The sequence below is a fragment of the Mesorhizobium sp. P2_A8 genome (assembly GCF_056404935.1).
The window spans coordinates 580,762-604,022 of record NZ_JBFUDB010000001.1 but is presented as its reverse complement, the minus strand read 5'-3'; the positions used below and the strand labels follow the sequence as shown (position 1 = coordinate 604,022).

Annotated in this window: 20 protein-coding genes and 1 tRNA gene; 14 read left to right on the top strand and 7 right to left on the bottom strand. The window is 59.7% G+C overall.

Annotated features, from left to right (window positions below; genetic code table 11):
* Positions 1 to 45: 45 nt before the first annotated feature.
* The 4 genes from AC1D10_RS02895 to AC1D10_RS02880 form a co-directional block, all read right to left on the bottom strand.
* The gene (locus tag AC1D10_RS02895) at positions 46 to 288 is read right to left on the bottom strand and encodes a Trm112 family protein (protein WP_477268825.1); all 243 of its coding nucleotides are present in this window, start codon (positions 286 to 288) and stop codon (positions 46 to 48) included.
* A 21-nt stretch (positions 289 to 309) separates the two neighbouring features.
* A complete protein-coding gene (locus AC1D10_RS02890) occupies positions 310 to 981 on the bottom strand; it encodes an LON peptidase substrate-binding domain-containing protein (RefSeq protein WP_477268824.1) in 672 nt (223 codons plus the stop codon).
* 152 nt (positions 982 to 1,133) lie between these two features.
* Complete coding sequence (trxA, locus tag AC1D10_RS02885; protein ID WP_477268823.1) at positions 1,134 to 2,150, bottom strand: thioredoxin; 1,017 nt, start codon at positions 2,148 to 2,150, stop codon at positions 1,134 to 1,136.
* Between the two features lie 70 nt (positions 2,151 to 2,220).
* Positions 2,221 to 2,718 (bottom strand): prolyl-tRNA synthetase associated domain-containing protein, encoded by a 498-nt coding sequence (locus AC1D10_RS02880; protein ID WP_477268822.1) that lies wholly within the window; start codon positions 2,716 to 2,718, stop codon positions 2,221 to 2,223.
* Positions 2,719 to 3,028: 310 nt separating this feature from the next.
* On the opposite strand from AC1D10_RS02880, the gene AC1D10_RS02875 reads away from it, so the two are divergent.
* Both AC1D10_RS02875 and AC1D10_RS02870 read left to right on the top strand, forming a co-directional pair.
* Positions 3,029 to 3,103, top strand: a tRNA-Gly gene (locus tag AC1D10_RS02875).
* A gap of 347 nt (positions 3,104 to 3,450) precedes the next feature.
* Positions 3,451 to 3,858, top strand: a complete 408-nt coding sequence (locus tag AC1D10_RS02870) for a hypothetical protein (RefSeq protein WP_477268821.1) — start codon at positions 3,451 to 3,453, stop codon at positions 3,856 to 3,858.
* A 423-nt stretch (positions 3,859 to 4,281) separates the two neighbouring features.
* Here AC1D10_RS02870 and AC1D10_RS02865 read toward each other — a convergent pair whose 3' ends face one another.
* The 3 genes from AC1D10_RS02865 to AC1D10_RS02855 all read right to left on the bottom strand — a co-directional run bounded on the left by AC1D10_RS02865 (position 4,282) and on the right by AC1D10_RS02855 (position 7,091).
* Complete coding sequence (locus tag AC1D10_RS02865; RefSeq protein WP_477268820.1) at positions 4,282 to 4,809, bottom strand: helix-turn-helix domain-containing protein; 528 nt, start codon at positions 4,807 to 4,809, stop codon at positions 4,282 to 4,284.
* A 106-nt stretch (positions 4,810 to 4,915) separates the two neighbouring features.
* Positions 4,916 to 5,545: a hypothetical protein gene (locus AC1D10_RS02860; RefSeq protein WP_477268819.1), complete on the bottom strand. Its 630-nt coding sequence runs from the start codon at positions 5,543 to 5,545 to the stop codon at positions 4,916 to 4,918.
* 433 nt (positions 5,546 to 5,978) lie between these two features.
* Positions 5,979 to 7,091, bottom strand: a complete 1,113-nt coding sequence (locus AC1D10_RS02855; protein ID WP_477268818.1) for a hypothetical protein — start codon at positions 7,089 to 7,091, stop codon at positions 5,979 to 5,981.
* 104 nt (positions 7,092 to 7,195) lie between these two features.
* Between AC1D10_RS02855 and AC1D10_RS02850 the strand changes: the two genes are divergently transcribed.
* The 12 genes from AC1D10_RS02850 (at position 7,196) to AC1D10_RS02795 (ending at position 23,249) form a co-directional block, all read left to right on the top strand.
* Positions 7,196 to 9,151: an ATP-dependent nuclease gene (locus tag AC1D10_RS02850; RefSeq protein WP_477268817.1), complete on the top strand. Its 1,956-nt coding sequence runs from the start codon at positions 7,196 to 7,198 to the stop codon at positions 9,149 to 9,151.
* Positions 9,152 to 9,155: 4 nt separating this feature from the next.
* Positions 9,156 to 11,120, top strand: coding sequence for a UvrD-helicase domain-containing protein (locus AC1D10_RS02845; RefSeq protein WP_477268816.1), 1,965 nt, complete (start codon positions 9,156 to 9,158; stop codon positions 11,118 to 11,120).
* Between the two features lie 705 nt (positions 11,121 to 11,825).
* Positions 11,826 to 12,989: a hypothetical protein gene (locus tag AC1D10_RS02840; protein WP_477268815.1), complete on the top strand. Its 1,164-nt coding sequence runs from the start codon at positions 11,826 to 11,828 to the stop codon at positions 12,987 to 12,989.
* A gap of 133 nt (positions 12,990 to 13,122) precedes the next feature.
* The gene (locus AC1D10_RS02835) at positions 13,123 to 13,689 is read left to right on the top strand and encodes a hypothetical protein (RefSeq protein WP_477268814.1); all 567 of its coding nucleotides are present in this window, start codon (positions 13,123 to 13,125) and stop codon (positions 13,687 to 13,689) included.
* A gap of 549 nt (positions 13,690 to 14,238) precedes the next feature.
* Positions 14,239 to 15,204, top strand: a complete 966-nt coding sequence (locus tag AC1D10_RS02830) for a hypothetical protein (RefSeq protein ID WP_477268813.1) — start codon at positions 14,239 to 14,241, stop codon at positions 15,202 to 15,204.
* Positions 15,201 to 16,340, top strand: a complete 1,140-nt coding sequence (gene dbpB, locus AC1D10_RS02825; RefSeq protein ID WP_477268812.1) for a DGQHR domain-containing protein DpdB — start codon at positions 15,201 to 15,203, stop codon at positions 16,338 to 16,340. Before AC1D10_RS02830 ends, dbpB (AC1D10_RS02825) begins: the two co-directional genes overlap by 4 nt.
* Entirely contained in the window at positions 16,340 to 17,629 is a 1,290-nt protein-coding gene (gene dpdA / locus AC1D10_RS02820) for a tRNA-guanine transglycosylase DpdA (protein WP_477268811.1), read from the top strand. Before dbpB (AC1D10_RS02825) ends, dpdA begins: the two co-directional genes overlap by 1 nt.
* The gene (gene dbpB, locus AC1D10_RS02815; protein WP_477268810.1) at positions 17,626 to 18,714 is read left to right on the top strand and encodes a DGQHR domain-containing protein DpdB; all 1,089 of its coding nucleotides are present in this window, start codon (positions 17,626 to 17,628) and stop codon (positions 18,712 to 18,714) included. Before dpdA ends, dbpB (AC1D10_RS02815) begins: the two co-directional genes overlap by 4 nt.
* A complete protein-coding gene (gene queE / locus AC1D10_RS02810; RefSeq protein WP_477268809.1) occupies positions 18,714 to 19,346 on the top strand; it encodes a 7-carboxy-7-deazaguanine synthase in 633 nt (210 codons plus the stop codon). Before dbpB (AC1D10_RS02815) ends, queE begins: the two co-directional genes overlap by 1 nt.
* The gene (gene queD, locus AC1D10_RS02805; RefSeq protein ID WP_477268808.1) at positions 19,343 to 19,696 is read left to right on the top strand and encodes a 6-carboxytetrahydropterin synthase QueD; all 354 of its coding nucleotides are present in this window, start codon (positions 19,343 to 19,345) and stop codon (positions 19,694 to 19,696) included. Before queE ends, queD begins: the two co-directional genes overlap by 4 nt.
* A gap of 7 nt (positions 19,697 to 19,703) precedes the next feature.
* Positions 19,704 to 20,408 carry a 7-cyano-7-deazaguanine synthase QueC gene (gene queC / locus AC1D10_RS02800; RefSeq protein WP_477268807.1) on the top strand — a complete coding sequence of 235 codons (705 nt, stop codon included), beginning with the start codon at positions 19,704 to 19,706 and terminating at the stop codon, positions 20,406 to 20,408.
* 546 nt (positions 20,409 to 20,954) lie between these two features.
* Positions 20,955 to 23,249: a hypothetical protein gene (locus AC1D10_RS02795; RefSeq protein WP_477268806.1), complete on the top strand. Its 2,295-nt coding sequence runs from the start codon at positions 20,955 to 20,957 to the stop codon at positions 23,247 to 23,249.
* The last annotated feature ends 12 nt before the right edge of the window (positions 23,250 to 23,261 follow it).

Below are 23,261 nucleotides of genomic sequence, written 5' to 3'. Positions count from 1 at the left end.
CCAGCCTCCGGCAACCTTTTGCGCCGCCGGCAAAGACGCCCTCGTTCAAGCCGGCCCACCCAAACGCGGCGGCGACAGCACGTCCTCCACGGAGAGCGTCCGCGCTTCGGAAGGCAGCATGATCGGGATGCCGTCACGCACCGGGTAGGCGAGCTTGGCGACCCTGGAGATCAGTTCGCCGCGCTCCGGATCCCAGCTCAGCGGCCCCTTGGTCAGCGGGCAGGCCAGCAGCTCCAGCAGCTTGGGGTCGACATTGATCTTCTTCCCGTCACGTCCATCCGCCGCCATGTGGTCACTCTCCCCCGGCCTCTATTGCAGGCTCGAACCAAAATCCTCATTCTCGCGCGCCAGCGCCATTTCGGTGATGGCGATCAGCGTTTCGGCCCGGGTCTTCAAATCCGCCGCTTCGAGCAGCGCCTGTTTCTCGGCCGGCCCGTAGGGCGCCATCATCGACAGCGCGTTGACCAGCATGGCGTTTTCGGCCCGGCTGACGCTTTCCCAGTCGGCCTCCAGGTCATTGGCCTGCAGATAGGCGCGAAATGCCTTGAGCAGCGATGGCCTGTCGATCTCGTTCGCCGCCTGGTCCTCGTCGAGATCGGCAAGGAAGGGCGCCAGCTTGCACTGGCGAAACGGGGTCTTGACCGTTAGCTCGTGGGCGATGCGGAACCGGCACACGCCCTGCAGCGAAATCAGGTAGCGGCCGTCGCCGGACTCGGACAGGGCGATGATGCGCCCGGCGCATCCGACATTGCAGAGCTCCGGCTCGCCGTCGTCGCGCAGCGCGCCGTCGAGACGGGGCTGGATGATGCCGATGAGCCGCGAGCCGGCGATGGCCTCGTCCACCATCTGCAGGTAGCGCGGCTCGAAGACGTTGAGCGGCATGCGGCCTCCCGGCAACAAAAGCGCACCCTCGAGCGGAAAGATCGGTATCGTCGACGGCAAATCCTTGGCGAGCCGGTAATGCGCGTTTCCCGCTTGCACCTCATTCCTCCGATCGCTTCCATAGGGAAGCGGGTGTTGTTCTGTGCATGTCGCTCTCACAAAACCGTGACCACTTTTGCGCGACATGCATTGAGGTCTGGTAATCTGGCGCAATCATCGCCGGCCGCAAGCCCGTACGGCAAAAACAACCCTCAGGAAAACAGCAGGGCCGACAATTTGCGGCGCGCCGCAAGCGTCGCCTCGTCGGTCATGCCCCAGGCCTCGAACAGCTGCAGCAATTGCGTCCTGGCGCCGTCCTCGTTCCAGCTCCGGTCAGCCTTGATGATGGCCAGCAGATTGTCGGCGGCGGCCGTGCGGTCGCCGTTGGCGTTCTGGATCATGGCCAGATCGAAACGCGCCTGATGGTCTTTGGGATTTTCCGCCAGGCGGCGCTCGAACTCGGCCGGGTTGCCGAGCGCTGCCGCTTGCGCCGCAAGCGCCATCTTGGCGCGCAGGGCCGCCAGCGGCGGCGCATCCTTCTTCGCCTCCGGCGCCGTTGCCAGCAGGGCCTCGGCACCCTCGGTGTCGCCGGCCTCGAACAACAGGTCGCCCAGCCCGCCAATCGCCTCGATCGTCTCCGGCGCCTGCGCCAGGATGGCATCGTAGATATCGGCCGCCGTCTGCATGTCGCCGGCCTCGCGCGCTTCGGCCGCCGCGGCCAAGGCCTCGGCCACCGGCGGCGCGCCATTGCCCTTGCCGCCGACCTTGGTGATGAATTCAGCGATCTGGCTCTCGGGGATGGCGCCCATGAAGCCATCGACCGGCTGGCCGTCCTTGAAGGCGATGACCGCGGGAATCGACTGGATGCCGAGCTGCCCGGCGATCGAGGGATGGTCGTCGATATTCATCTTGACCAGCTTGACCCGGCCGGCGGCGGCCTTGACCGCCTTTTCCAGCTGCGGCGTCAGCTGCTTGCAAGGTCCGCACCACGGCGCCCAGAAATCCACCAGCACCGGCTGGCGGCGCGATTCCTGGATGACGTCGGCGGCAAAGGCGGCGGTCGTCGTGTCCTTGATGACATCGCCTGTGGGAGCGCCAGCGGGGGCCAACGCCGTATCACTAGGCGCGGCCTTCTCGCGCGCAGCCGCGGCTCCGCCATACTGCACGGTGGTGGCATACTGCCCGCCAGTGCCGCCAAAGGGGCCGCCAAACGGATTGTTGTCGCTCATCTCTTTACCCTTCCGTGGCGCGGCCGCCACATCCTCTCAGACAATCGGTTTCAAGCCATCCATGTGGCGATCACGCGGAGACTTTCAAGATAGCAGCATCGTGCCCGGTTGCCTCGACGAATCTGATCAGGTCCGCCGCTGCGACCGACGTCGTCGCCTCATTGGTCAGCGGATGCGCGTTGATCACCGCATGCTGCATCAGCGCGGTGTCGAGCACGACCGTGATCCGGCCCGCCGTGTCGTTGATCAGGCCGAAGACCGTGACCGCGCCCGGCGTCACGCCGAGCAGCTCCATCAGCATCTCCGGCCTGCCGAAGGAAACGCGGCTCGCGGCGCCGATCAGCTGGTGGATCTGCTTCAGGTCGACGACCGCGTCCTCGCCGACCGTGACCAGGAAGAAATTGTCCTTCTTGTCCTTCAGGAACAGGTTTTTCGTGTGCCCGCCGGCGATTTCGCCGCGCAGCGCCTGCGAATCGGCGACCGTGAACAGCGGCGGATGGCGCCGCGTCGAGGCAGCGATCCCGAGTTCGGCAAGAAATTCCATCAGGTCACTTTCGGTCTTCGGCATCGGTTTTGTCTTCGTCCCGTTTCCTGCCAAGCCGTTTACGGCCAACAGGGCGGCCGACACAAGACCGTCATGCGACATCGCGGCGAACGCGCCGGCCGCCTAAAGCGCGTCGTGTTTGAACGGATTAAGGCGACGCGCTTTAGCCTCTTTGTCTTTATGCATGTCGTTCTCCCAAAACCGGAGCCACTTTTGGGCGATATGCATTGGTGCCGGCGCCGCCTGGCACCTGCAAAAAGCCTGACATTTCCCTGTTGCAATCGCCGCGCTCTTCAGCCATATAGGCCCGGCTTGCGGCCAAGACGCCGTGTGAGCGGGTGTAGCTCAGGGGTAGAGCACAACCTTGCCAAGGTTGGGGTCGAGCGTTCGAATCGCTTCACCCGCTCCAGTTTTCCTTAGGGAAATCAAGCATTTAGATAAGGGCCACCGCACGGTGGCCCTTTCTGTTTTTGCTATTGGTCAACACCCGGTCAACACGCACGTAGATCGATTTCCCACGTAGCCGATAGCGCGCGGGCTGGGCTATAGCGCAGCTCGGTCACGTTCTACCGGTCCCAATCGCGGCCGTTGAAGACTCCACTCCTTGCCAGGGCAACCAACGCGATGGCGGAGGAGCGGGTCGAAGCAGGCGCAACCGATCCTCCTTCACCAAACCACGCACAGCGCCGGATGGCTATGAAACCGGACTTGCTTGTCCTACACCGCCGATGCTTCAGTGATAGGAGGAGAGCCAAAATGTCTAAGCGGTTCAATCATACGCAAGCTTTTGCGCATTTCGATACTGTGCCAACGAACGTCCAATGGAGTTGGTCAGCGAGAAACGAGAGCAAAGGAACCGTTGTGGTTACTCTCTGGCAGGACGAGTTCAAAAAGGTTGACGGAAAGCTTGTTTATACCCGAGGCGCGTTGTGGGACGACGCCAAAAGGCGGAATGGGCACAACGAGCTTATGAAGAACCTCCGTTGGGCTCTAGATCATTGTGACGGTTGGCTAAAGGTCATTACTGCCATTGCTAAGGACAAGAACGCACGACCCCGTTCCATCGACGAGTGTTTTCCTAGCAAGATGCAGGTGCGAGTGGTGCAGCTCGACGAAGCCACGGGTGAGTTCGCGCTTGAAGCGGCATCTCAGATGACCGCCTAGAGGGCAGGAACGTCACATTTTTGGAGGATTTATGCCGGTTAGATACTATTCTCAAGAGAAGAGACGGAATCTACGCGCGATACAGATTTTCAGCATTCTCTCGGCAGCAGCCCACCGTCGGCAAACATTGACCTACTCGGGTTTGGCCGAATTGCTGGGCTTTGGCGGGGCAGGGGTTTTCGCGCAGACGCTCGATTTGATCCTTAGATGGTGCGACGGAAATGAGCTTCCGCCACTTACAGTGTTGGTCGTAAATTCTGAGACCGGTCTTCCTGGAGTCGGTTTCCAGACCGCTGACGATCTGCATGCAGCAAGGGAACAGGTCTTTAGTTTTAGATGGTTGGATGTATTGCCGCCGACAGTCGAAGAACTGGATGCGGTCCACGTTTAGGGCTACGGTCGCCTAACGGACACCTACCTCGATCAAGCCGCCTTGTCTTTGGCCAGGGCGGGTTTGCCCCGCTCACTGTCTTTTTGCGCCTCCAAGGCTACCAATTCCTCCCCTAATGCGGAGATCAGGGCAGAGACGCGGCCGCGCACTCGCGGATGAAGCCTAATTAGCCTCTCAATCAGACGCCGGCCTTCCGCGCTGGCGATAAAGTCTATGCGTTCATCGACCGGCAGGGTCAGGATTTGAGCGCCAGTCTCAATGTTATCCGGCAGGCCTTCGAAGAAGCGGCTGACAGGGACGCCCAGCGATCTGGCGATCTCGTACAGCATGGAGGCGCTCACACGGTTTCTCGCGTTCTCGTATTTCTGGAGTTGTTGGAAACTGATGCCTATAGATTGGGCTAGCTGGGCTTGCGAGACGTCCGATTGTACGCGAACGATCGCGATCTGCCTGCCAACATGTTGATCGGCGTGGTGAGGGCCACTCTCGGAATTGGCCCCTGCTCCCGTCTGAACGAAACGGGAGTGTTTCGATTCTAACAAGGCCCTTCGGTTCTGCATCTGTTACTCCCCGATGGTGAGTTATCGCGAGATTGGTCCGCGAAACTCACTAAATTTCCGAATGACTGGGGCGTTGAAACGGCATGAAAGCCTTCACCTCTGCTCTCTATCGGATAGCCCCAGCAATATCCTCGAAGACCGAGCGGATTTGCGGCCAAGGAAACTCGGCGTCATCCTCTGAAGACTGGCCTACCCTGAGGACGGCATCTAGCTTGGCCGCCACACCGGCAAGGGTAGTCGCAGGCGTTCCGGACAATACCTCAAGCAACGCCTCCGCTCGATCGGCAGCATCGTGTTCAGCGCGCAACGTGGCGGAATATCCAATTGCACTATCGGCGGCATCCCAGCGAGCCTGATGGGCCGCGAAGTCGGCTTCAGCCTTCGTACGGATCGCTGCGTCGATAGGACCTATGCCTAGCAACTCACGAATTTCCTTCGTTGAATGCAGCGTCACGCTCTCTCCATTCGACTCCAGAATGGTTGCGCACGGAAAGCCAACAGTTTCGACAAGCTTCCGCTCCAGCCGCTGTTGCTCACGGCACAGCCGCTCGGTCAAATTGTAGGCATGCTCCCAATCGCGCCAAACCGTTACCGCACGATCGGGAGTTTGGTCCTTGTCTAGGTCATCGCGAGCAAACACGGCTTGCTGTGATCCCACCATTGCAATTGCCGTACGCGCCACTACCCTCCGGCGGGTGACGGAAGGCAAAGTCGTGCTATTGTCGGAATCAGCCATGATCCGAGCTCCAAACAGCTTGGGTTGTGGTCAGGCCGAGCGACGTGTTCGAGCACGTCGTTCGGCTGCAAAGCGTGAACCACAACTTACGGACATACCGTACATTACGGACACTCTGATTGTCAAATACACCCAATCCTATTGACATCAAAACTGAGCGATTTGAGTTGCGACTCTCAAGTGACTTGCTTGCTCGCGTTGACGAATGGCGTCGCAATCAGCCCGATCTTCCCACTAGATCGGAGGCGTTCCGCCGGTTGGTGGAGGCTGGGCTCGCCGCTAGATAGTTGCCATTTGACGGGTAGCCGCCATTTCGCATACCTGCCGGATCGTCCGGTATCGGCCGCAATCCAGCCATTCAGGCAGATCCGCCTCATCACCCGGATGATGCCGAAGCGAGAGTCCGAAATATCGGTGTAGCCGGCGTCTGCAGTTATGCCTGATCGGTCTGGAAGCCAAGGTCGATGACCTGCTGGACCGGCGCGACGACGAGACCATCGCGTCCAACAAGCGAGCGGTCACCAATGCGCTGCCGCTCGCGAGGCGCCAGCCGCTGTCCCTGCAGATAGTCAGTAAAAACACTTTCCTCGAGACCAACGAAGCGCACGAGGTCGGGATTTGGCAGTAAATCCGAAAGCTCTTTCGCCTGATCGAAATCCAAATCGAGGGGGCCGAAGGGCGTGATGATTGATCCGGCGAAGTGCCGCTTGACGTGGTCGTCGGCCACCTGCACCAAGCGACGTGGCGTGACAGTGACCCGGTCGTCGGTGCTCTTCAACAGCCCTAGGCCAAGCGCTGTCTGCTCGATATGGGTCCGCGCGACCGCTTGCACCAGTTCATCAATCTCCTCGGGCGTGGGCTTTTCGCCCTCCGTCTCAGGGTCGAGAGCGTAGAGGAACGGACTGCGTGGTGGGTTGGCCAGCCCCCAGCGCGACATAACGGCCCAGCCTTTCACCCCCTTCGACTGCCAGGTTGTCCGGGTGCGATGGCGAACCCGCTTCTGGACGCGGACACCGCTGATCTGGCCATCGGCGGTCTTAATCGGACCTGGCATGCCGCCCCGGGTGGCATTGCCTTTCTGATGTGAGCCCTTGGCCTCGCCTATCGCGAGCTCGCCGGGGCGCGCACAGATCCAGTCAGGCATCTCAGTCTGTGATTTCGGACGGCGGCTGACCCGCCAATTCCGTGACAGATGGAAATTGTCGCCGTCGATCGCTGCGAACCACACAAAGTCGAGGTGCGTTTCTAGAAAGGCGCGCGCGAAGAAGCGGCCGAACATTCCAGAGAAGCTGCGGCGCATCTCGGTACCGCGCCCGGGTCCCTTTTCCCGCCAGACGAGGTTGGGGCCTGGCTCCAGCAGATCTTCGAGAAAGGCGAACAGAGATGTTGCGCGCGGCGCAGTCTGGAGGATTTCGTTCCAGGCGCAGCGGGCAACTTCATCTATTTCGAACGTGACCTGCGGCATGGGGCGGCCACTCGAAAGGCGCAGGTGCGGCGGACAAGCGGACGGCGGGTTGATGATGAAGCGCTGGGATCGTGTGCTCACGGCAAGACTCGTCTGCTTTTTGTCGCGTCTATTGCCTACGCTAAAACTCGTGCGCTTTGCTACAGTGACGTGAGTAATCGATGATGATTCGCAGGAAATGATTGGTGTATATTTCTGAAATTTACGCGAGTGGCTTCCGGTGCTTCGATTTGACCGCACCGTTGCGGTTGAAGCTCTCTTCCGGTCTCAATATTCTCGTGGGGCCGAATGACGCCGGGAAGAGCGCGATTATCGACGCTGCCCGTTACGTCCTCTGGACACGTGGTGACGACTATATCCGCCCAGACGAACACGACTTCCACGTCGGCGCTGACGGCATGCGGGGTTGCGATTTCGTCGTGCGATGCACTTTCGACGACCTCAGCGCTGATGAGGAAGCCCGTTTTTTGGAATGGTGCGCCAACGAAAAGGGCAAGCTTCGTCTGCACGTCTGCATGCGCGGCGCGCGGCGGGTTTCTCCAGGCGGTGGCAGCATCATCTCCAGCCAGCACCGCGCTGGCGCCGAAGGCGAAGGCCTGCCGCTCGACGGAGAACTGCGCGAGTATCTGAAGGCCACCTATCTTAAGCCCTTGCGGGACGCCGAGCGAGAGATGCGAACAGGACGCCGGTCGCGTCTGTCGCGCATTCTTGGCGCCATGCCCTCGATGGGTCCCCAGAGCAAGCCGGCTGCGCCGGGTGCCAAAGCTACGCTTCACGACACGCTTGCCGCTGCTGACGGGGCGGTTCGAGACAACGCTGCCGTAGGTGGCGTTGCCAGCAGCGTGAATACAGATTTTCTCGATAAGCTATCGTTTGTCGATGATCGCCTCGTCGCGACGCTGGACCTCGGCGCGGGCGCGTCATTCGATCAGATCCTCGAACGATTCGAGCTCTATCTCAACGCCAAGGCAGGTACAGAGCGCGTGCAGCGCGGGTTGGGCTACAACAACCTGCTGTTCATGGCGGCCGAGCTGCTGTTGCTTCAGTCGCATCCCGATCAGGTACCGTTTCTGTTGATCGAGGAGCCGGAAGCTCACCTGCATCCCCAGCATCAGACGCTGTTCATGGAAGTGCTCGCGGCCCGCGCCGCTAAAGCGGATCCAGAGAAAGGCGAAACACATCAGCAGGTCCAGGTCCTGCTCACCACCCATAGCCCGCAACTCGCGGCCGGCGCCGACCTTGAGACCATGATGATGATCGTCGGTCATCGCGCCTTTCCGTTGGGCGCGGCGCATACCCGGCTCGAGGCCAACGACTATGAGTTCCTTCGCCGGTTCCTCGACGCGACCAAGGCCAACCTGTTCTTCGCCCGCGCGCTGATCGTCGTGGAGGGCGACGGCGAGCACCTGTTACTGCCTGCGATCGCCGAAAAGCTCGGCCGTCCGCTTAGCCGCCACGGCGTGTCTATCGTCAATGTCGGTCACCGCGGCCTGTTTCGCTACAGCCGGATTCTGCAGCGGAGGGTCGGGAACGCCATCGCGGTGCCCGTGGCGCTTATCCCCGACAGGGATATTCCGCCCGCCGAGGCGAAAGACCTCGTCGGCGACCGCAAGACTGAGAACGAGTTGACCCAAGACGAGATCGCCGCACGGCTGAAGACGCTGCGGCGCGACGTCGGGGACCCCGTCGACGCTTTCATCGCCGATAGCTGGACACTTGAGTTCGATCTTGCTCTCAGGGCCGAGCTTGCCGAGAGCGTTCACCAAGCGGTCCAACTCGCCAAGACCAGCAGTCGCAAGCCCGAGCGGCTTGCGAAGATCGTGAAGAAGGCCAGTGAAACCTACGCAGGCTGGAAGGAGGCCGGGCTCTCCACGACCGAGATCGCCGTCAAGATCTACAAGCCCGTCCACGACAAGGAGGCCTCCAAGGCCGAGGTCGCCGAGCAACTTGCCGCCATACTGCGCAAACGCACCGATACGCCGGAGCAGATGCGCGATCGGCTCCCGCCCTACCTGGTGCGCGCAATCGACTACGTGACGGATGGCTATGTCCCCGGGGCACCGGCGATCGCCCCCGAGCCGGAAGACGAAGAGATCGGAGTTGCCGGAATGGAAGGTGCAGCGGCGGAGGCGGAGGTGTAGCACCATGTTCGAGATTCTACCGCTCACGCCCGAACTGCTCGCCGAACTTGGCGACGAGCTGGGCGGTTGCGATTTCACCGATCCTAGCCAGACTGACTTCCTGGCGAAGGCCACTGCCTGTGACGTCCAGGCGGCGCCCGGTAACGGCAAGACGACGCTGCTGGCGGCAAAGCTTGCGCTGCTTTCGCGCAACTGGTCGACCTGCAGGCGCGGCGTCTGCGTGATCTCGCACACCAATGCCGCGCGGACGGAGGTCGAAGACTTGATCGCCCGTCACCCGACCGCAGGGCGACTGATGGCCTATCCGCATTTCACCGGTACGGTAACAGCGTTCATCAACCAATACCTCGCCTTGCCCTATCTTCGGGGACTGGGCTGGACAGTGCGTCAGGTTGACGACGATGCCTTCGCGGCTGAGGCGTTGCGGCGTTATCCGTCGTTCTGGGCGTTGAAGAAGCAAGCAGAGAGGGCTAGCGGAACTGTAGCCAAATGGGTTGGTAAACTCACGCTCGATCCAGCCTTCGATGACGGAAGGCATGAGCCCGAAAGCCTGATAGTACAGCGGCAAAAGGGTCAGCACGGTGCTGATACAAATTGCGGCAAGGCTCTAGCAAAGCTGAAGGCTTCGATGGTCAGGAGCGGCCTCTATAGGTACGCCGACATGACGGCGCTGGCGTGGCGTGCACTTCGTGAAACTCCTGCTCTTGCCGAGCGGCTTCGCGACCGCTTTCCACTCGTCATCCTCGATGAAGCGCAGGACACCAATGGCGATCAACTTCGGTTGTTGGAACACGTGTTCAAGCAAGGGGGGACGGCGTTCCAGCGCCTTGGGGACAGCAATCAGACGCTCTATGAGGACGACGGAGCAGCCCCGGTCTATTGGACGCCAGGCCCCGGCTGCATCCCCCTCGATACGAGCCGCAGGTTCGGCGGAGAGATCGCTGGCTTTGCAAGCCGGCTGACCGCGCGCCAGGCTCAGACCATTGTGGGCATGGGCCTACGGCCTGCGTCGCGGGTGATATTCTTGTTCGATGAAGCCACGATCGGTGGCGTTCTCGGAGCCTTCGCTGAAGAGGCACGCACGCTGTGGGGCGGCGATTGCAGCAGCCGCGAGGTCTGGGCGGTCGCGTCGCGTCACAATCTGCCCGGTAAGAAAGGGGCGTGGCAGCCAAAGAGCCTTGTCGACTATCATCCCGCATATCGCAGCGAGGGCGGATCTCGATCGAAGGCCAACCTCCTTTGTGGGCACCTTCAGAAGGCTGCGGTATACCACGCCGCAGCGCGTCCTCCCGCAGAGGTCAGCGAGATGCTCGCCGTGGGGGTTTCCGGGCTGGCGCGGGCGCATGGCTGGAAAGCGGCGAATGATCGTCCGATTACTGCGCATAATGTCTGGCCGGCTCTGTCGCATCACGACCTTGCGTTGCCGCGCGCTGTACGTCGACTGCTCCGGGACCATGTGCTTGCCGGCGATGCCGTATGGGAGCAGGCGGCATGGCTGGCGTTCATCGAACAGTTGCTGCCACTCTTCAGTCCGCAGCCTGAAGGCGCTGAGGCCGAAATCGCCGATCTTTGCGGCTTCGTCGCGGAGCAAAAGGCCGATCTCGCCGATCCCGAGCGCCGCTCCACGAAACAGATGCAATTCGACAATCTCACCTTGCAGTTGGGGTCGATCCACTCGGTCAAGGGCAAGAGCGTAGATGGCATTCTCGTTGTTGAGAGCGAGGTTTGGAAAGGCAGTAGCGCAGACGAGCGGTGCATTGACCTGACTACGGTACTTCCACGTGCGTTCGGCGTTAACAACGAGGCCTTTACAGGGGTAAGGCTCACAGCCGCGACAAACGTCTTCGTAGGCGTGACGAGACCGCGGGAGCTGCTTGGACTGGCGGTGCGCAAATCCCATTCAGCAGCTTTTGTGGGGCCGGCTCAGGTTCAGGGATGGAGGATCGTTGACCTCGCCGCGAAGGAATAGGAAGGGCACGCATGAACCAGCGCCGCGTCCGGTCCGCTAGCCAACCCGGACAGTCTGCTGCGACAGCCATGCCTACCGCCCATCGCGAGCCACCGCAGGTAGGTCGAAGTGGTTCGGATATTGGCCATCCACCAGCTCGTTATCTGCCGACGAGAGGCTATTTCAGCGGTCGTGTCTGACCACGCCTCCCTTCCCGGCCCCACCCCTCCTCAAGAACCGGCAGAGCCCTTGCACATTGCACTAAGCCACGGAAATGGCTGAGATATCGTGATTCTGGCAATGTGCGGTGAACATGCGAACATTGCGAAATCACCTCGTAACCCGTTGAAAAACAAAGACCCAACCGCAGCGCAATGTGCTCCCTTTTATCTTGCCATCGGTCTTCGGTCGCGTTTCGCATTCTCCATCGACGGCACCAAACCCGCGCTCTGCCAACGAGGCAATGTCCGGCAGACCCCCTATCGCGCGAGGAACTACGAAAGGAAACGGATGCCTGCCGAAGTATCGCGCTGATGCTCACTGAGCCGGTATTTCAGCTACAGCCGATCTGCAGCCGCCTTGACAACGAAAGCGCATCCCCTGGCACGATCGATGGCACGTCGGAGTTGCCAGATTTGACCTTAGATGGCACTGGCCGGCCTGTCACATTGACACTGCGAAGCCGTGCCAAAAGCAGCCTGGCTGAACAAATGGAGGTAAGCCGACGTGTGGCAGAATGACATTCTTGTGTTGCCTGACGATCTGATTGCGTTCGCCTGGTCTGCACCGATGCGGGACTTGGCGGCGAAGCTCGAACTGTCCGACGTCGGGCTGAAGAAGCTGCTGACGCGATGTGGTGTTGCGTCGCCGCCGCAAGGCTATTGGAACAAAATCCGTGCCGGAAAGAGAGTGCCAGCACTACCCAAGGCGCCACCGCGGCGCCCCGGTGAATTGGGCCGAGCAAGTGTCGACGCGCGTTTTCGGGAGGTACTGCCGATTGCAGCCCCTCTTGCATCCGCCGGGCCATTTGCGTCCACGTTGGTTCCAGAAGACCTCGACGAACTCCACGCACAGGAATTGAAGGCGATTGGCAAAGTTTCAGTCCCTCAGTCGTTGGACAGGCCTCACAAAGGGCTCGTTCAAATGCTCAAACAGGAGCAGCGTCGCCGCGACAAAAATGCAGAACGCGAGTGGACCTTTGACGAACCCAAGTTCGACAATCCACTGGGCAAGCGGCGGCTGAAAATCTTCAATGCGCTGTTTTTAGCGCTCAGCAAGCGTGGCCATGACGGTGATGCCTACGAACGCGATGGCGAAATTTACGCGCGAGCAGCCATCGGCGACACCTATCTTGGTTTGGACATTGGAATAGTCGGCAGCCACCGCACCGTGCGTCAACAGGGCTACATGCGCCCGGCGCCAGACCTACCAGCATCAACCCCGCTTGCCCTGCGGATCGATCCGGGTTTCGACCGCAAGAATGCGGTTTCTTGGCAGGATGACGGTGACACTAAGCTTGAGTCAAGGATCGCTGAAATCGCGGCTGCGACCATCGTGGCCGGCGAGAAGAAGTTTCGACTTAGCCTGCGGGAAGCCGAGGAGCGTGCAGAGCGGGAGCGGATTGAAAAGGAGAAGCAGCGCCAGGAATGGCTAATCCAACTTAACCAAAAGCGCCTGCAAAACCTGCGGACCAGCGGGGAGCTGCTGCGTCAGGCTGAAGACATCCGTGCGCTTGTTGAGCGCGTCCGCCGCGCGATCGATGAAGGTTCTGCTGATATCGATGCCTCGGCACTGGAAGCATGGCAACGTTGGGCACTCGCAGAGGCAGACAGGATCGATCCAGTGCGTTCTGGTCAAATCTTAACGCATCTCAACGAGCCGTTGCTATAGTCGGCCAACAGCTTTCTGACCGACAAGCCTGCTGCAGGCGAACATCGCTGGAAGCGATGTGGAATAGCGAAGAAAAGAGACGAGCGACGCGATGGATGTTACTCCACGAAGTTTGAACTTTAGCATCGCGCAAATGACGATCGAAGAACGCAAATATCCCGGTGAGCTTGCATCCCCGCAGCAGCTTCACGAGCTGGCGGAAGAATACCGCAAGGCGGCAAACTTGCTCCTTCAACAAGGCCGTCCCGGCAAACCGTTGACACGCGCGCCGTTCAGATTGTCGGCAATCCATGCGATCGAACTCTATCTGACCGCGCTCTTGCTCCATTGTGGGCATAATCCCAATCAGATCCGCAAAATGCAGCACGACCTGGCGGCGCGAACAGAACACGCGCTGAAAGCCGGGCTGCGCCTTCGCACGAAAACCGCCACCCATCTGCAGTCTTTAAGCCAGAACCGGGAATATCTCGTCACCCGTTACGGCCCTGAACTGGCGGCAACCACCTCGCAGATAAACCGCCTTACCGCCACCCTCGAAGAGGTGGCGGCGAAGGTCACGATATTGATCGCGTTGCCCCCTAGAACGCCGCGGAAATCAGAACTTGCTGCGGGCGGCGAGGCTCAAGGCCTGGATTCGGCCGCCTCTCTGTCCGCTTCGACCCCAAGCCAACTACGTGACGCACAAGGAGCACCGACCTAATCACTAGGATCCCAAGCGCTTCGGTTTAGCGCCTCCTCGAACGTGGCGCTGGCGGCCTCAATGAGCAGTCAGAGCGTCTGGCAGGGACGCAATAGCGGCACGGGACTCCATGGAGAGCTTTTCCTTTGGAATGGTTGGCCATTCCGACGTGGGTGACCAGTCGAAGCGCTAGGCACCACGTTGTGATCAAAAGGCATCGTTACCTCGGGAAATGCAAACGGGGGCGCCGCCCTGATTGCGGATCAGGCCGTCATTGAACATCTCTTGATTTGAGCCGCCAAGACGGCTGGCCGCACAGGCCGTTGGCTGACATTTCCGCTGACGAAGTTGACCGCCGATGTCCCGATAACTGCGGCCTTCCTAACAGGAAGCTGTCGCAAGCCAGCAGTTATTCGTCCGTCAAATCGGAAACCGTGCAATTTCCTGTAGCTGTTTGACGGCAATTGTGCTAATGTCTGCATATTGCGGTTTGCAAACCTCGATACACTAGATGATGAAAAAACATCTGTTGCGCGAAATCAACGAAGGTCATTTGAGGCGCAGTTATCGATGAAATCGACAACGAATTTCGCGTCGGCTAGCTGTGTCGGGAGCGCACCCGACGCCGTGGTCATCACCATCTGCACCCTTCGAAAGAAGGCGCGACCACCTTTCGCTGCAACGCCGATTTCTTTGCCAATTGGTCCGCAGAATGCCATCCAAACTGCTTGGATGGAAAAGCTACGCGCCCTACGACCCGAACTCCTTGCTGGAGCACTTTATGCTGGTCGCGGGTTTGGACTAGCGACCCAGGCAGCACAGATCGCTGAGGGCAGACTCTACATTATTTCTGCCGGATTGGGCCTAGTGGCCGCCGACCGGCAAGTCCCCATCTATGGGCTCACCGTCTCGAACGGATACGCAGAGTCTGTCGCCTCCCGGATCTCAAATGAATTCGATGTCGGCGCTTGGTTTTCCAACCTGCTGTCAGGTCCGCATTCGGATCAGTGGACCGATGTGTTCGGCCAAAGTTCAGGACGGGTGCTGATAGCACTCACCCGTCCTTATGCCGAGATGGTGGGCAAAAGCCTCAGTGAACTGGAACCTCAAGCCATGGCGCGATTGCGAATCTTCGGCGCGTCCCTTGCATCTTCCTTGCCGGCCGCACTTCGCCCATCGCTTGTGCCGTATGATGATCGGTTGGATACGATCCTACCGGGCACTCGATCCGACTTTCCTCAACGAGCCTTGCTCCACTTTGCTCGGTTGGTGACCTTCAACGACGGCTCATATGACCGGGATGCCGACTATACAGCCGTGGAGGCGGCCATGAACTCGGTGACGGCCCCCGAACGCGTGCTGCGGCCGCGCCGCAATGACGCGGAGATCCTCCAACTAATTTTGGCACGGCTTCACACACAATCAGGTATTGCACGAATCCTCCGTGCGCTTCGAGATGAAGATGGGGTCGCGTGCGAGCAATCGCGGTTCAGTCGTCTTTACCGGACTGCTATGGACCTAAGGGAAGCAGCATGACCCGTCCGCGAAGGACCACCGAAGCAATGCTGGCTGTTCGTGCCGTTCGTACCGAACAGGCAAATAAGGCTGTCTATGCATTCTTCGTAGCGGGTGCCGATCTTCTCAAGTTTGCGGAGATCAGCCGCGTCCACCGCGACAGCGAAGGTTCCTTGCAGGGATTTCAGCGCAAAGGCATTAGGAGCCACGTTCAATCGATCACGGAGTTCCTTGATCAGGGGCCTGTTCTATTCCCAAACGCGATCATTCTCGCGCTTTCGCCGCGCGCGCGTTTCACCCAGACGCGGGGCGAAAAGCCGGGCGGCGACGTAAAGTCGTGCGAGGCCGGAACACTGCGCATCCCGCTTCCAAACGACGGACCAAAGGCGGCTTGGATTGTCGACGGGCAGCAGCGTTCGATTGCACTATCGCAAGCTCAGAACAAGAGCTTTCCGGTTCCCGTCGTCGCCTTTGTGTCGGAGGAACTGTCAGTTCATCGCGAACAGTTCATCTTGGTCAACAAAGCCAAACCGCTCGATCCTCGGCTAATCAACGAATTGCTCCCAGAAGTGGACACAGCCTTTCCGCGTGACTTGTCGTCTCGGAAAATCCCGAGCGAACTCGTCAATCTCCTTCAGACCTCTTCCGATTCTCCCTTCCAAGGCCTGATCAAAAGGCTTTCCGAAGATTCTGGGATCGCCGTGATCACGGACTCCGCATTGATCAAGGCGATTCGTAACAGCATCAACAGCCCTCTTGGCGCTCTCGCTCCGTACAAGGCGACACCCGAATATCCCGCCGATGTCGATGCAATGTACCGCATACTTGTCGCTTACTGGACTGCTGTGCGCCGCGTCTTTCCTGAGGCGTGGGGTCGTCCACCAACCGAAAGCCGGCTTATGCATTCGGCCGGTATCGAAGCCATGAGCCTCTTGATGGACCGCATGATGTCTCGCGCGGCTCCTGGTACCGACCTGCTCCTTCACGCGACCGAGTCGCTGGCGCGCATCGCTCCATACTGTCGCTGGACGAGCGGTAGATGGGCGGAGTTGCAGCGGGACTGGAACGAGATTCAGAACGTCGGGCGCGACATTAAATTGTTGTCTGGGCATCTAGCGCGCCTTGACCACATGCATGCCTTTGCAAAGGTCGCGTAATGCAATTCGTTTTCGCTGACAGCGTTGATACGATCGATCCAGAGTACGACTTTGTTGCTGATCGCAACGGCGCGGGCCGATCGGTTCACCGCGATGACCAGTACCCGCACGAGTTCCTAGAGCAAGCACCGTATGACGGTATCCTGGTTTCCCGCGGCATCGTCGGCGATGCTCGCCAGCCAGGAAAATATTCAGAAGCTCAGTTGATGCGCTTTCGTCGCGAGGGGGCTCGACGCTTTCTGCGCTATCCGATCGATCGATTTCCGAGAAGCTTGTTGATAGGCGACTGCGGCGCCTTCACCTATCGGAACCTGCCGGAACCGCCCTACAAGGCCGACGACACAGCGGAATTCTATGCTGATGCCGGTTTCACGCATGGATGTTCGCCCGATCACCTTATCTTCGACTTTGACGACCTTGGGGTGACGCGGGCCCTGGACGACGTGCCAGATGATGTGCGCCGTCGCTACGAGATCACGCTGCAGAACGCGACTGAGTTCTACAAGTCTGCCAAGAGCATAGGCCCAGGCTTCACGCCGATGGGGGTCATACAGGGTTGGTCGGCTGAGAGTATGGCGCAAGCTGCCTGCAACCTGGCCAACATGGGATACGACTATTTAGCGATCGGCGGCACCGTGCCGTTGAGGATCGAACAGATTCGCCGAGTCTTACAAGCCCTGCGTGATGCTCTCCCCGACCGGGTTCGACTGCATCTTCTCGGTTTCGGGAAAATCGAGGAACTGGCCGTACTGGAGCAGTACCGCGTAACCAGTTTCGATACGACGTCGCCGCTCTTGCGCGCCTTCAAGGATGCCCGGAAAAATTACTGGATGCGGACGCCCAACGGCGACCTCTCGTACTACACCGCAATTCGTATTCCGCAGGCCACCCAGAACAACAAGCTCAAGCATAAGGCGCTGGAAGGCAGCCTCAACCAGGAAGACGCGAGGCGTCTTGAAGACGCCGCGCTTCGCGGCGTCCGCGCTTACGCTGACGGTGGCGCGACCCTGGACCAAAGTCTTGATGCCGTGATGGACTATTGGGCCGCCCTGAACTGGCACGACGAGGCGTCACCAAGCCGTCGTGCCGACGCCGCAACCCGACAGCGCAAGGTCTACGCCCAAACCCTTGGCGATCGTCCCTGGGAGCGATGTAGCTGCCGAGTTTGTCGGGAGAGCGGCGTAGAGGCCGTGATCTTCCGGACGTCAAATCGCAACAAGCGACGCGGCATCCACAACCTCCACGTCTTTCACACCCATTTGAGCGAATTTCGACGGGAGAGCCTATGAACAAGGAACATTTTCTTCGGTTTGATGCGCTGGCGCCGGTTCAGAGCGAGAAGCTGACGGTCTTCACCTTCATTGCGAATGCTGCGCAGGTTGCACGCATTGCTCGAATCGAGCGGGCGGGTCGCGATGATGGCGGCGCCCTCCAAGGTTTTCAGCGACCGCAGATCGCGGGGCACATTCGCGAAATCCGTGACTATCTCGAAAAGCCGAACGCGATCTTGCCCAATGCTATCGTCGTGGCTTTCATGGGTCATGCTCGGCTCGAGCCGGCAGCGAGCCCAGAAAGCCGACTCTGCCAACTGGTGATCGACACATCCGACGGCCCACCTGGTTGGATCGTCGACGGGCAACAGCGCTTTACAGCCCTGTCTGAACTTCGAAGCCGTGATTTTGAAGTGCTCGTGTCGGGCTTCATCTGTGAGACCGAGGAGGAGTTGCAAAAGCAGTTCATCCTCGTGAACAACACCCGCCCGCTACCAAAGGCACTGGTTTACGAACTCCTCCCCAAAGTGGGAGACCTGCCGCACCGCATGTCGAGTCGATCACAAGCGGCACTTGCTACTGAGGCGCTCAATTATCGCAAGGGGTCGTCGCTGAGAGGTTTGATCAAGCAGCAAACCAATCCAAAGGGGGTGATCCGGGACACTGTGCTCCAGAGGGTTATCATGAATTCGCTGAGTGACGGCGCGCTGCGTCTCTATGCCGGCGAGGATAAGCTTTTGCTAGATCAAGGCGTCACGATGATGAGCGAGTTCTATCATGCAGTGCAACACGTCTTTGCAGACGATTGGGCCGACAAGACGCCCAAGACCTCTCGGCTGATTCATGGCACGGGCATTGTCGCGCTTGGATATGTCATGGACTTTCTCAACAGTGTTACCGGTGCTGCCACACGCGACGAATTCGCAAGTGGCTTGCGACTCCTAAAGGGAAAGACTGCTTGGAGCGAGGGCGAGTGGGAGTTCGGCGCCGAGCGCCGACGTTGGAACGGGCTTCAGAACGTTCCGTCCGATGTCCGCCAATTATCACTTTACCTAGTCCAGGTCCTCAAGCGACGCCTGGCCGAATCCGCTCGGGCGGCCTGATGGCTTACGCAGTCAAAGAGATATTCTATACGCTGCAGGGCGAAGGACGGAACACTGGCCGTCCTGCCGTGTTCTGCCGGTTTGCGGGTTGCAACCTGTGGTCGGGACGCGACTCTGATCGCGCGGCGGCAATTTGCAAGTTCTGTGATACCGACTTCGTGGGCACGAATGGCGAGGGGGGCGGCCGCTTCAGCACCGCAGGAGACCTCGCAAACGCGATCGCGGCGTGCTGGACGGCAGCCAAGGAGCACCGCCTTGTAGTCTTGACTGGAGGCGAACCGTTGCTTCAAGTCGACGAGGCTCTCGTCGCAGCGATTCATGACCACGGCTTCGAGATCGCGATTGAGACGAATGGCACGCTTGCCCCACCTCCCGGGCTGGACTGGATTTGCGTGAGTCCGAAGGCTGGCTCAGCACTTGCGTTAACACGCGGGGATGAACTCAAATTGGTCTATCCGCAAGCGGGCGCCGAACCGGAGCGATTCGAAGATCTCGCGTTCTCTCATTTCTTGCTTTCGCCGATGGACGGACCGGAACGCGACGCGAACACGGCTGCGGCCATCGCGTATTGCCTCGCGAACCCCCGTTGGCGCCTCAACCTGCAAACGCACAAATTTCTGGGAATTCCATGAAGATCACACAAGCGTTCACCTTCGAGGCAGCGCATCGCCTTCCGAATGTACCTACAACACATCGATGCTCCAGGATGCACGGTCACTCATACCGGGTCGAACTCACACTGCAGGGCGCAGTTGATCCGCACAGCGGATTCGTCGTCGATTTCTTCGATGTGGAAGCCGCGTTCGGCCCCCTTCTAGAAAGGCTCGATCATCACTGCCTCAACGAGATCGAGGGCCTTGAGAACCCGACAGCCGAGAATATCGCCATTTGGATCTGGGATCGCGTGAAGCCGATCCTTCCTCCAATCTCGGCGGTGAAGGTCTATGAAACCCCCTATTGCTGGGCTGAGCACGAAGGCTGAAAACGCGATGAACGACACGCATGCACTGGTATTGTTCTCAGGCGGACAGGATTCAACAACCTGCCTCGCGTGGGCTCTCAACCACTTCGCGCGAGTTGAGACTATTGGTTTTGACTACGGGCAGCGGCACCGGATCGAACTAGACGCAAGACTGCATGTGCTTGACGCATTGCGTAGGGATTTTCCGGATTGGGCCGGGAAACTTGGCGATGATCACGTGGTTGAAATTGCTGCCTTGGCCCAAGTGAGCGAAACCTCGCTAACCCGTGACGTGGAAATCACCATGCAGGCCAACGGGCTTCCGAATTCTTTTGTACCCGGGCGCAATCTGCTCTTTCTCACCTTTGCAGCTGCAGTGGCCTATCGACGGGGTATCAAGCATCTCGTCACGGGTGTCTGTGAGACAGACTATTCCGGTTATCCAGACTGCCGAGACGATACAATCAAAGCCATGCAATTGGCCATCAATCTAGGAATGGAAGCGCGCTTCGTCATCCATACTCCGCTGATGTTCATCGACAAGGCTGGCACGTGGGAGTTGGCGAAAACTCATGGAGGTGCCGGCCTTGTGAACGTGATCGTTCAGGAGACGCACACTTGCTATAACGGTGATCGTTCGCTGCAGCACGGATGGGGATATGGCTGCGCTCGGTGCCCAGCATGCGAACTACGTTCGGCCGGATGGGATCGATTCATCGCTTCCGCAGCCTAAGCCGCAAATCTGCATACAGACTTGTTTATATACAGCGTACCTGGCGGGCGGTTGGGGGTAAGGCTACGGCGTTTGTACGATCTACGGCGCAAAGGACCACGCCCCCCGGCACGCTTGCAAAAGGCGGCGACCATTTAGGATGTCTCGCTCGGCTTTGAACTTGGCGACCTCACGCGGTAAGAGCTCGGTCGACCTATTCTGGCGTTATCTTCTCGCAGTGCGGAAATACGTGCTGTCCGTATTGCGCAAACTCTCGCGCCCACTGGGCGGTACCTTGTGCACGTCGAGATCATGGCCGCTTGTGAGCGAATGCATCCCCATTTATTGGGTGAACGATCTCTATCTCACAATCCAAGATAACTTCCGTTCTCGCGTCTGGCGCTTCGAGGCTCATGAAGCCCCGGGGGTGGATACCTGAAACCGGAGGCAGGTCAATGGCAAGGGAGTAATCGGGCTTGATTGAGCTTTCGGTGGCGCGCGATCAGATTCATGCGCTATGGTTGAGAGATCGTCAGAGTCTTGCGATAGATGAAAGAGGCGCCGACTATGGCTCTTGCCTTGAGCGCGTCGACAGTGAAAGCTTGGTTCCAGTACCGCTGTGAGCGCAAGGTTCGATACGAGCTATTCACGGACGAAGAGCTAGCGACACTGCCCATTGCAGTTGATGTGCGTGAACAATCCTGGGCGGTACTCGGCGTTGACTACGAAGAGCGGGTACTGCGCCGGCTGAATGCAGAAGCGGGCGTACTGCGACCGTCACCGGGTGACTTTGGGCTGCTTGAGGCTGACGCCATCAGCTTCCTCCGTGGACATTCACGCCAGCCCTACGCGTCACAGCTGAACCTGCGGCCCCGGGCGCCCTTTCGCCTTTTGGAGGGGGCGGGGGTTAGCCTGAAGCGCGTATTCCCAGACCTAGTCCACCGCCAGATCGTCGGCGAGCGAACGATCTTCACCGTAATCGATGTGAAGGCGACACGCCGGGCCACTCCCTTTCACAAAACCCAGATTGCCTTCTATGTCCGGGTGCTCGAAGCGTTGCTGCAGGAACTCGGGGTATCAGCGGAGGTGAGTCCAATCGCGTACGTTTGGCGGATCCCCAACCTTGGCACGGCAGATGGCGACGACTTTCACCCGGAGGAATTTGGGCTCGCGCCGTATCTGCGTCTTGTGGACGATTTTTGTGGCAACTTGCTGCCGCAAATCGCCAGTCGCGCCGTTGAGCCTGGCCAGGGCGCCCCGCGGCGCGACGAGACCTTCTTCCATCTCTACTTCAAGTGCGAGCAGTGCAAATTCCTGGAGCACTGTATGACGGCGGTGTCTGACCCTAGGTCACCGGCCTCCTGGGATGTCTCTGCGGTGGCAGGGATCACGCACGAGGCTAAGCGTTCCTTACACAACCTCGGTGTGCGAAAGGTGGGGGACCTGGCGCGGGCAGCGGGGCTAGCAAACGCGCCCGGTATTGGCTGGTCCCTGAGTCGGCGGGCGGATCTGTTGACAACCCGCGCCCAAGCTATCATCGCACAAGAGCCGCGCCGGACGGAGGAGGCTCACACATATCTAATGCCGCCGCGAGTTGACGCAGTACTGCTTCTGTCCGTTGATCATGACCCGGTGGACGATCGTTTGGCAGCGATTGGCTACGCCCAGTATCGAGATGGTACGCGTGTGCGGGAAGTGGTGCAGGTGCCCCCTACAGGCTCAGCCGCCGACGAAGCCGCCGCCATTGAGGCGGTGCTCGGCCAACTTGTTTTGGACTTGGTCGATATCGACGCCACAAACCAAGCCGGCGCCGAGATTCACGCCCACATTTTCCTCTATGAACCCTCGGAAGCAGTCCGGTTGCAGGAGGCGGTCGGCCGTCACCTCGACGATCCGCGGATCAGGGGCGGACTGTTGCACCTCGTCCGGCTCTTTCCACCCGAGGATATCGTGCCCGAACCGGAATTTCGAGGTGCGCACCACCTGCCGGCCACAGCCGTTCGCACGGTGGTTGAGCAACTCTACGCCTTGCCCACGCGGGTTTCGTACGATCTTCGACAGGTCAGCCACGCCCTAGCAGCAGTGAACGCCATCGCCGAGCCGTATGTTCCGGAGGCGGCCTTTGAGCGGCCGTTCTCATCCTTGCTGTCGATCGAGGTGATTCGAGGACTGCGGGCGGGCCGACCCACCGCACCCAGCCGGGACCGAGTGGTGGCAGACGTCTCGGCGCGGCTCCGAGCGCTGCAGCAGATAATCACGTGGCTCTTTGCCCAAAACATGACGTCATCTCAGCAACTCTTGCGGCTCGCGAAACGACCGTTCCGGCTCCATGCTACATTCGATCCGCTTAACGCAGAAGATCTTGACCTCCTACTTGCCTGCGAAATCCTTGAAAGTCGGGCCGGATTGCTGGAGGCTTTGATAGGGTTGGCGCAGACCGCTCGGCGGCGCCGGGACTCCGGCCGCGCTATGACTGGACTTCATATCGTTCGGCACTGGGCCGAGCGAGGGCGGCGGCAGTTTATCTTTCGCGTTCCGCCGCAGAGTAGGGAAACCGACCTCGCTCCAGGTGCATTCAATCTGATTCTTACAGACGATGATCCAGACTTACGATTGGATCCCACCGCCTGGCCCGCAATCGCCTGCCGCTTTGAGCCGCCGCGCGCAGGATTCGAGGGCCGCATAGACCAGATCCGGATCAGCATGATGGAGAGCGACTTCCTAGGAACAACCTTCCGGACCATGTTCGATCGGTCACTTACAGAGAGTGTCTGGTGCCTTGATCAAGCCTTTGGCGACATCAACGGTCCGCGCGCAGCGCAGTTCTTGGTCGATCTCGCGCAAGCGCGGACGGTCGCATGAGTGTTCGCACTG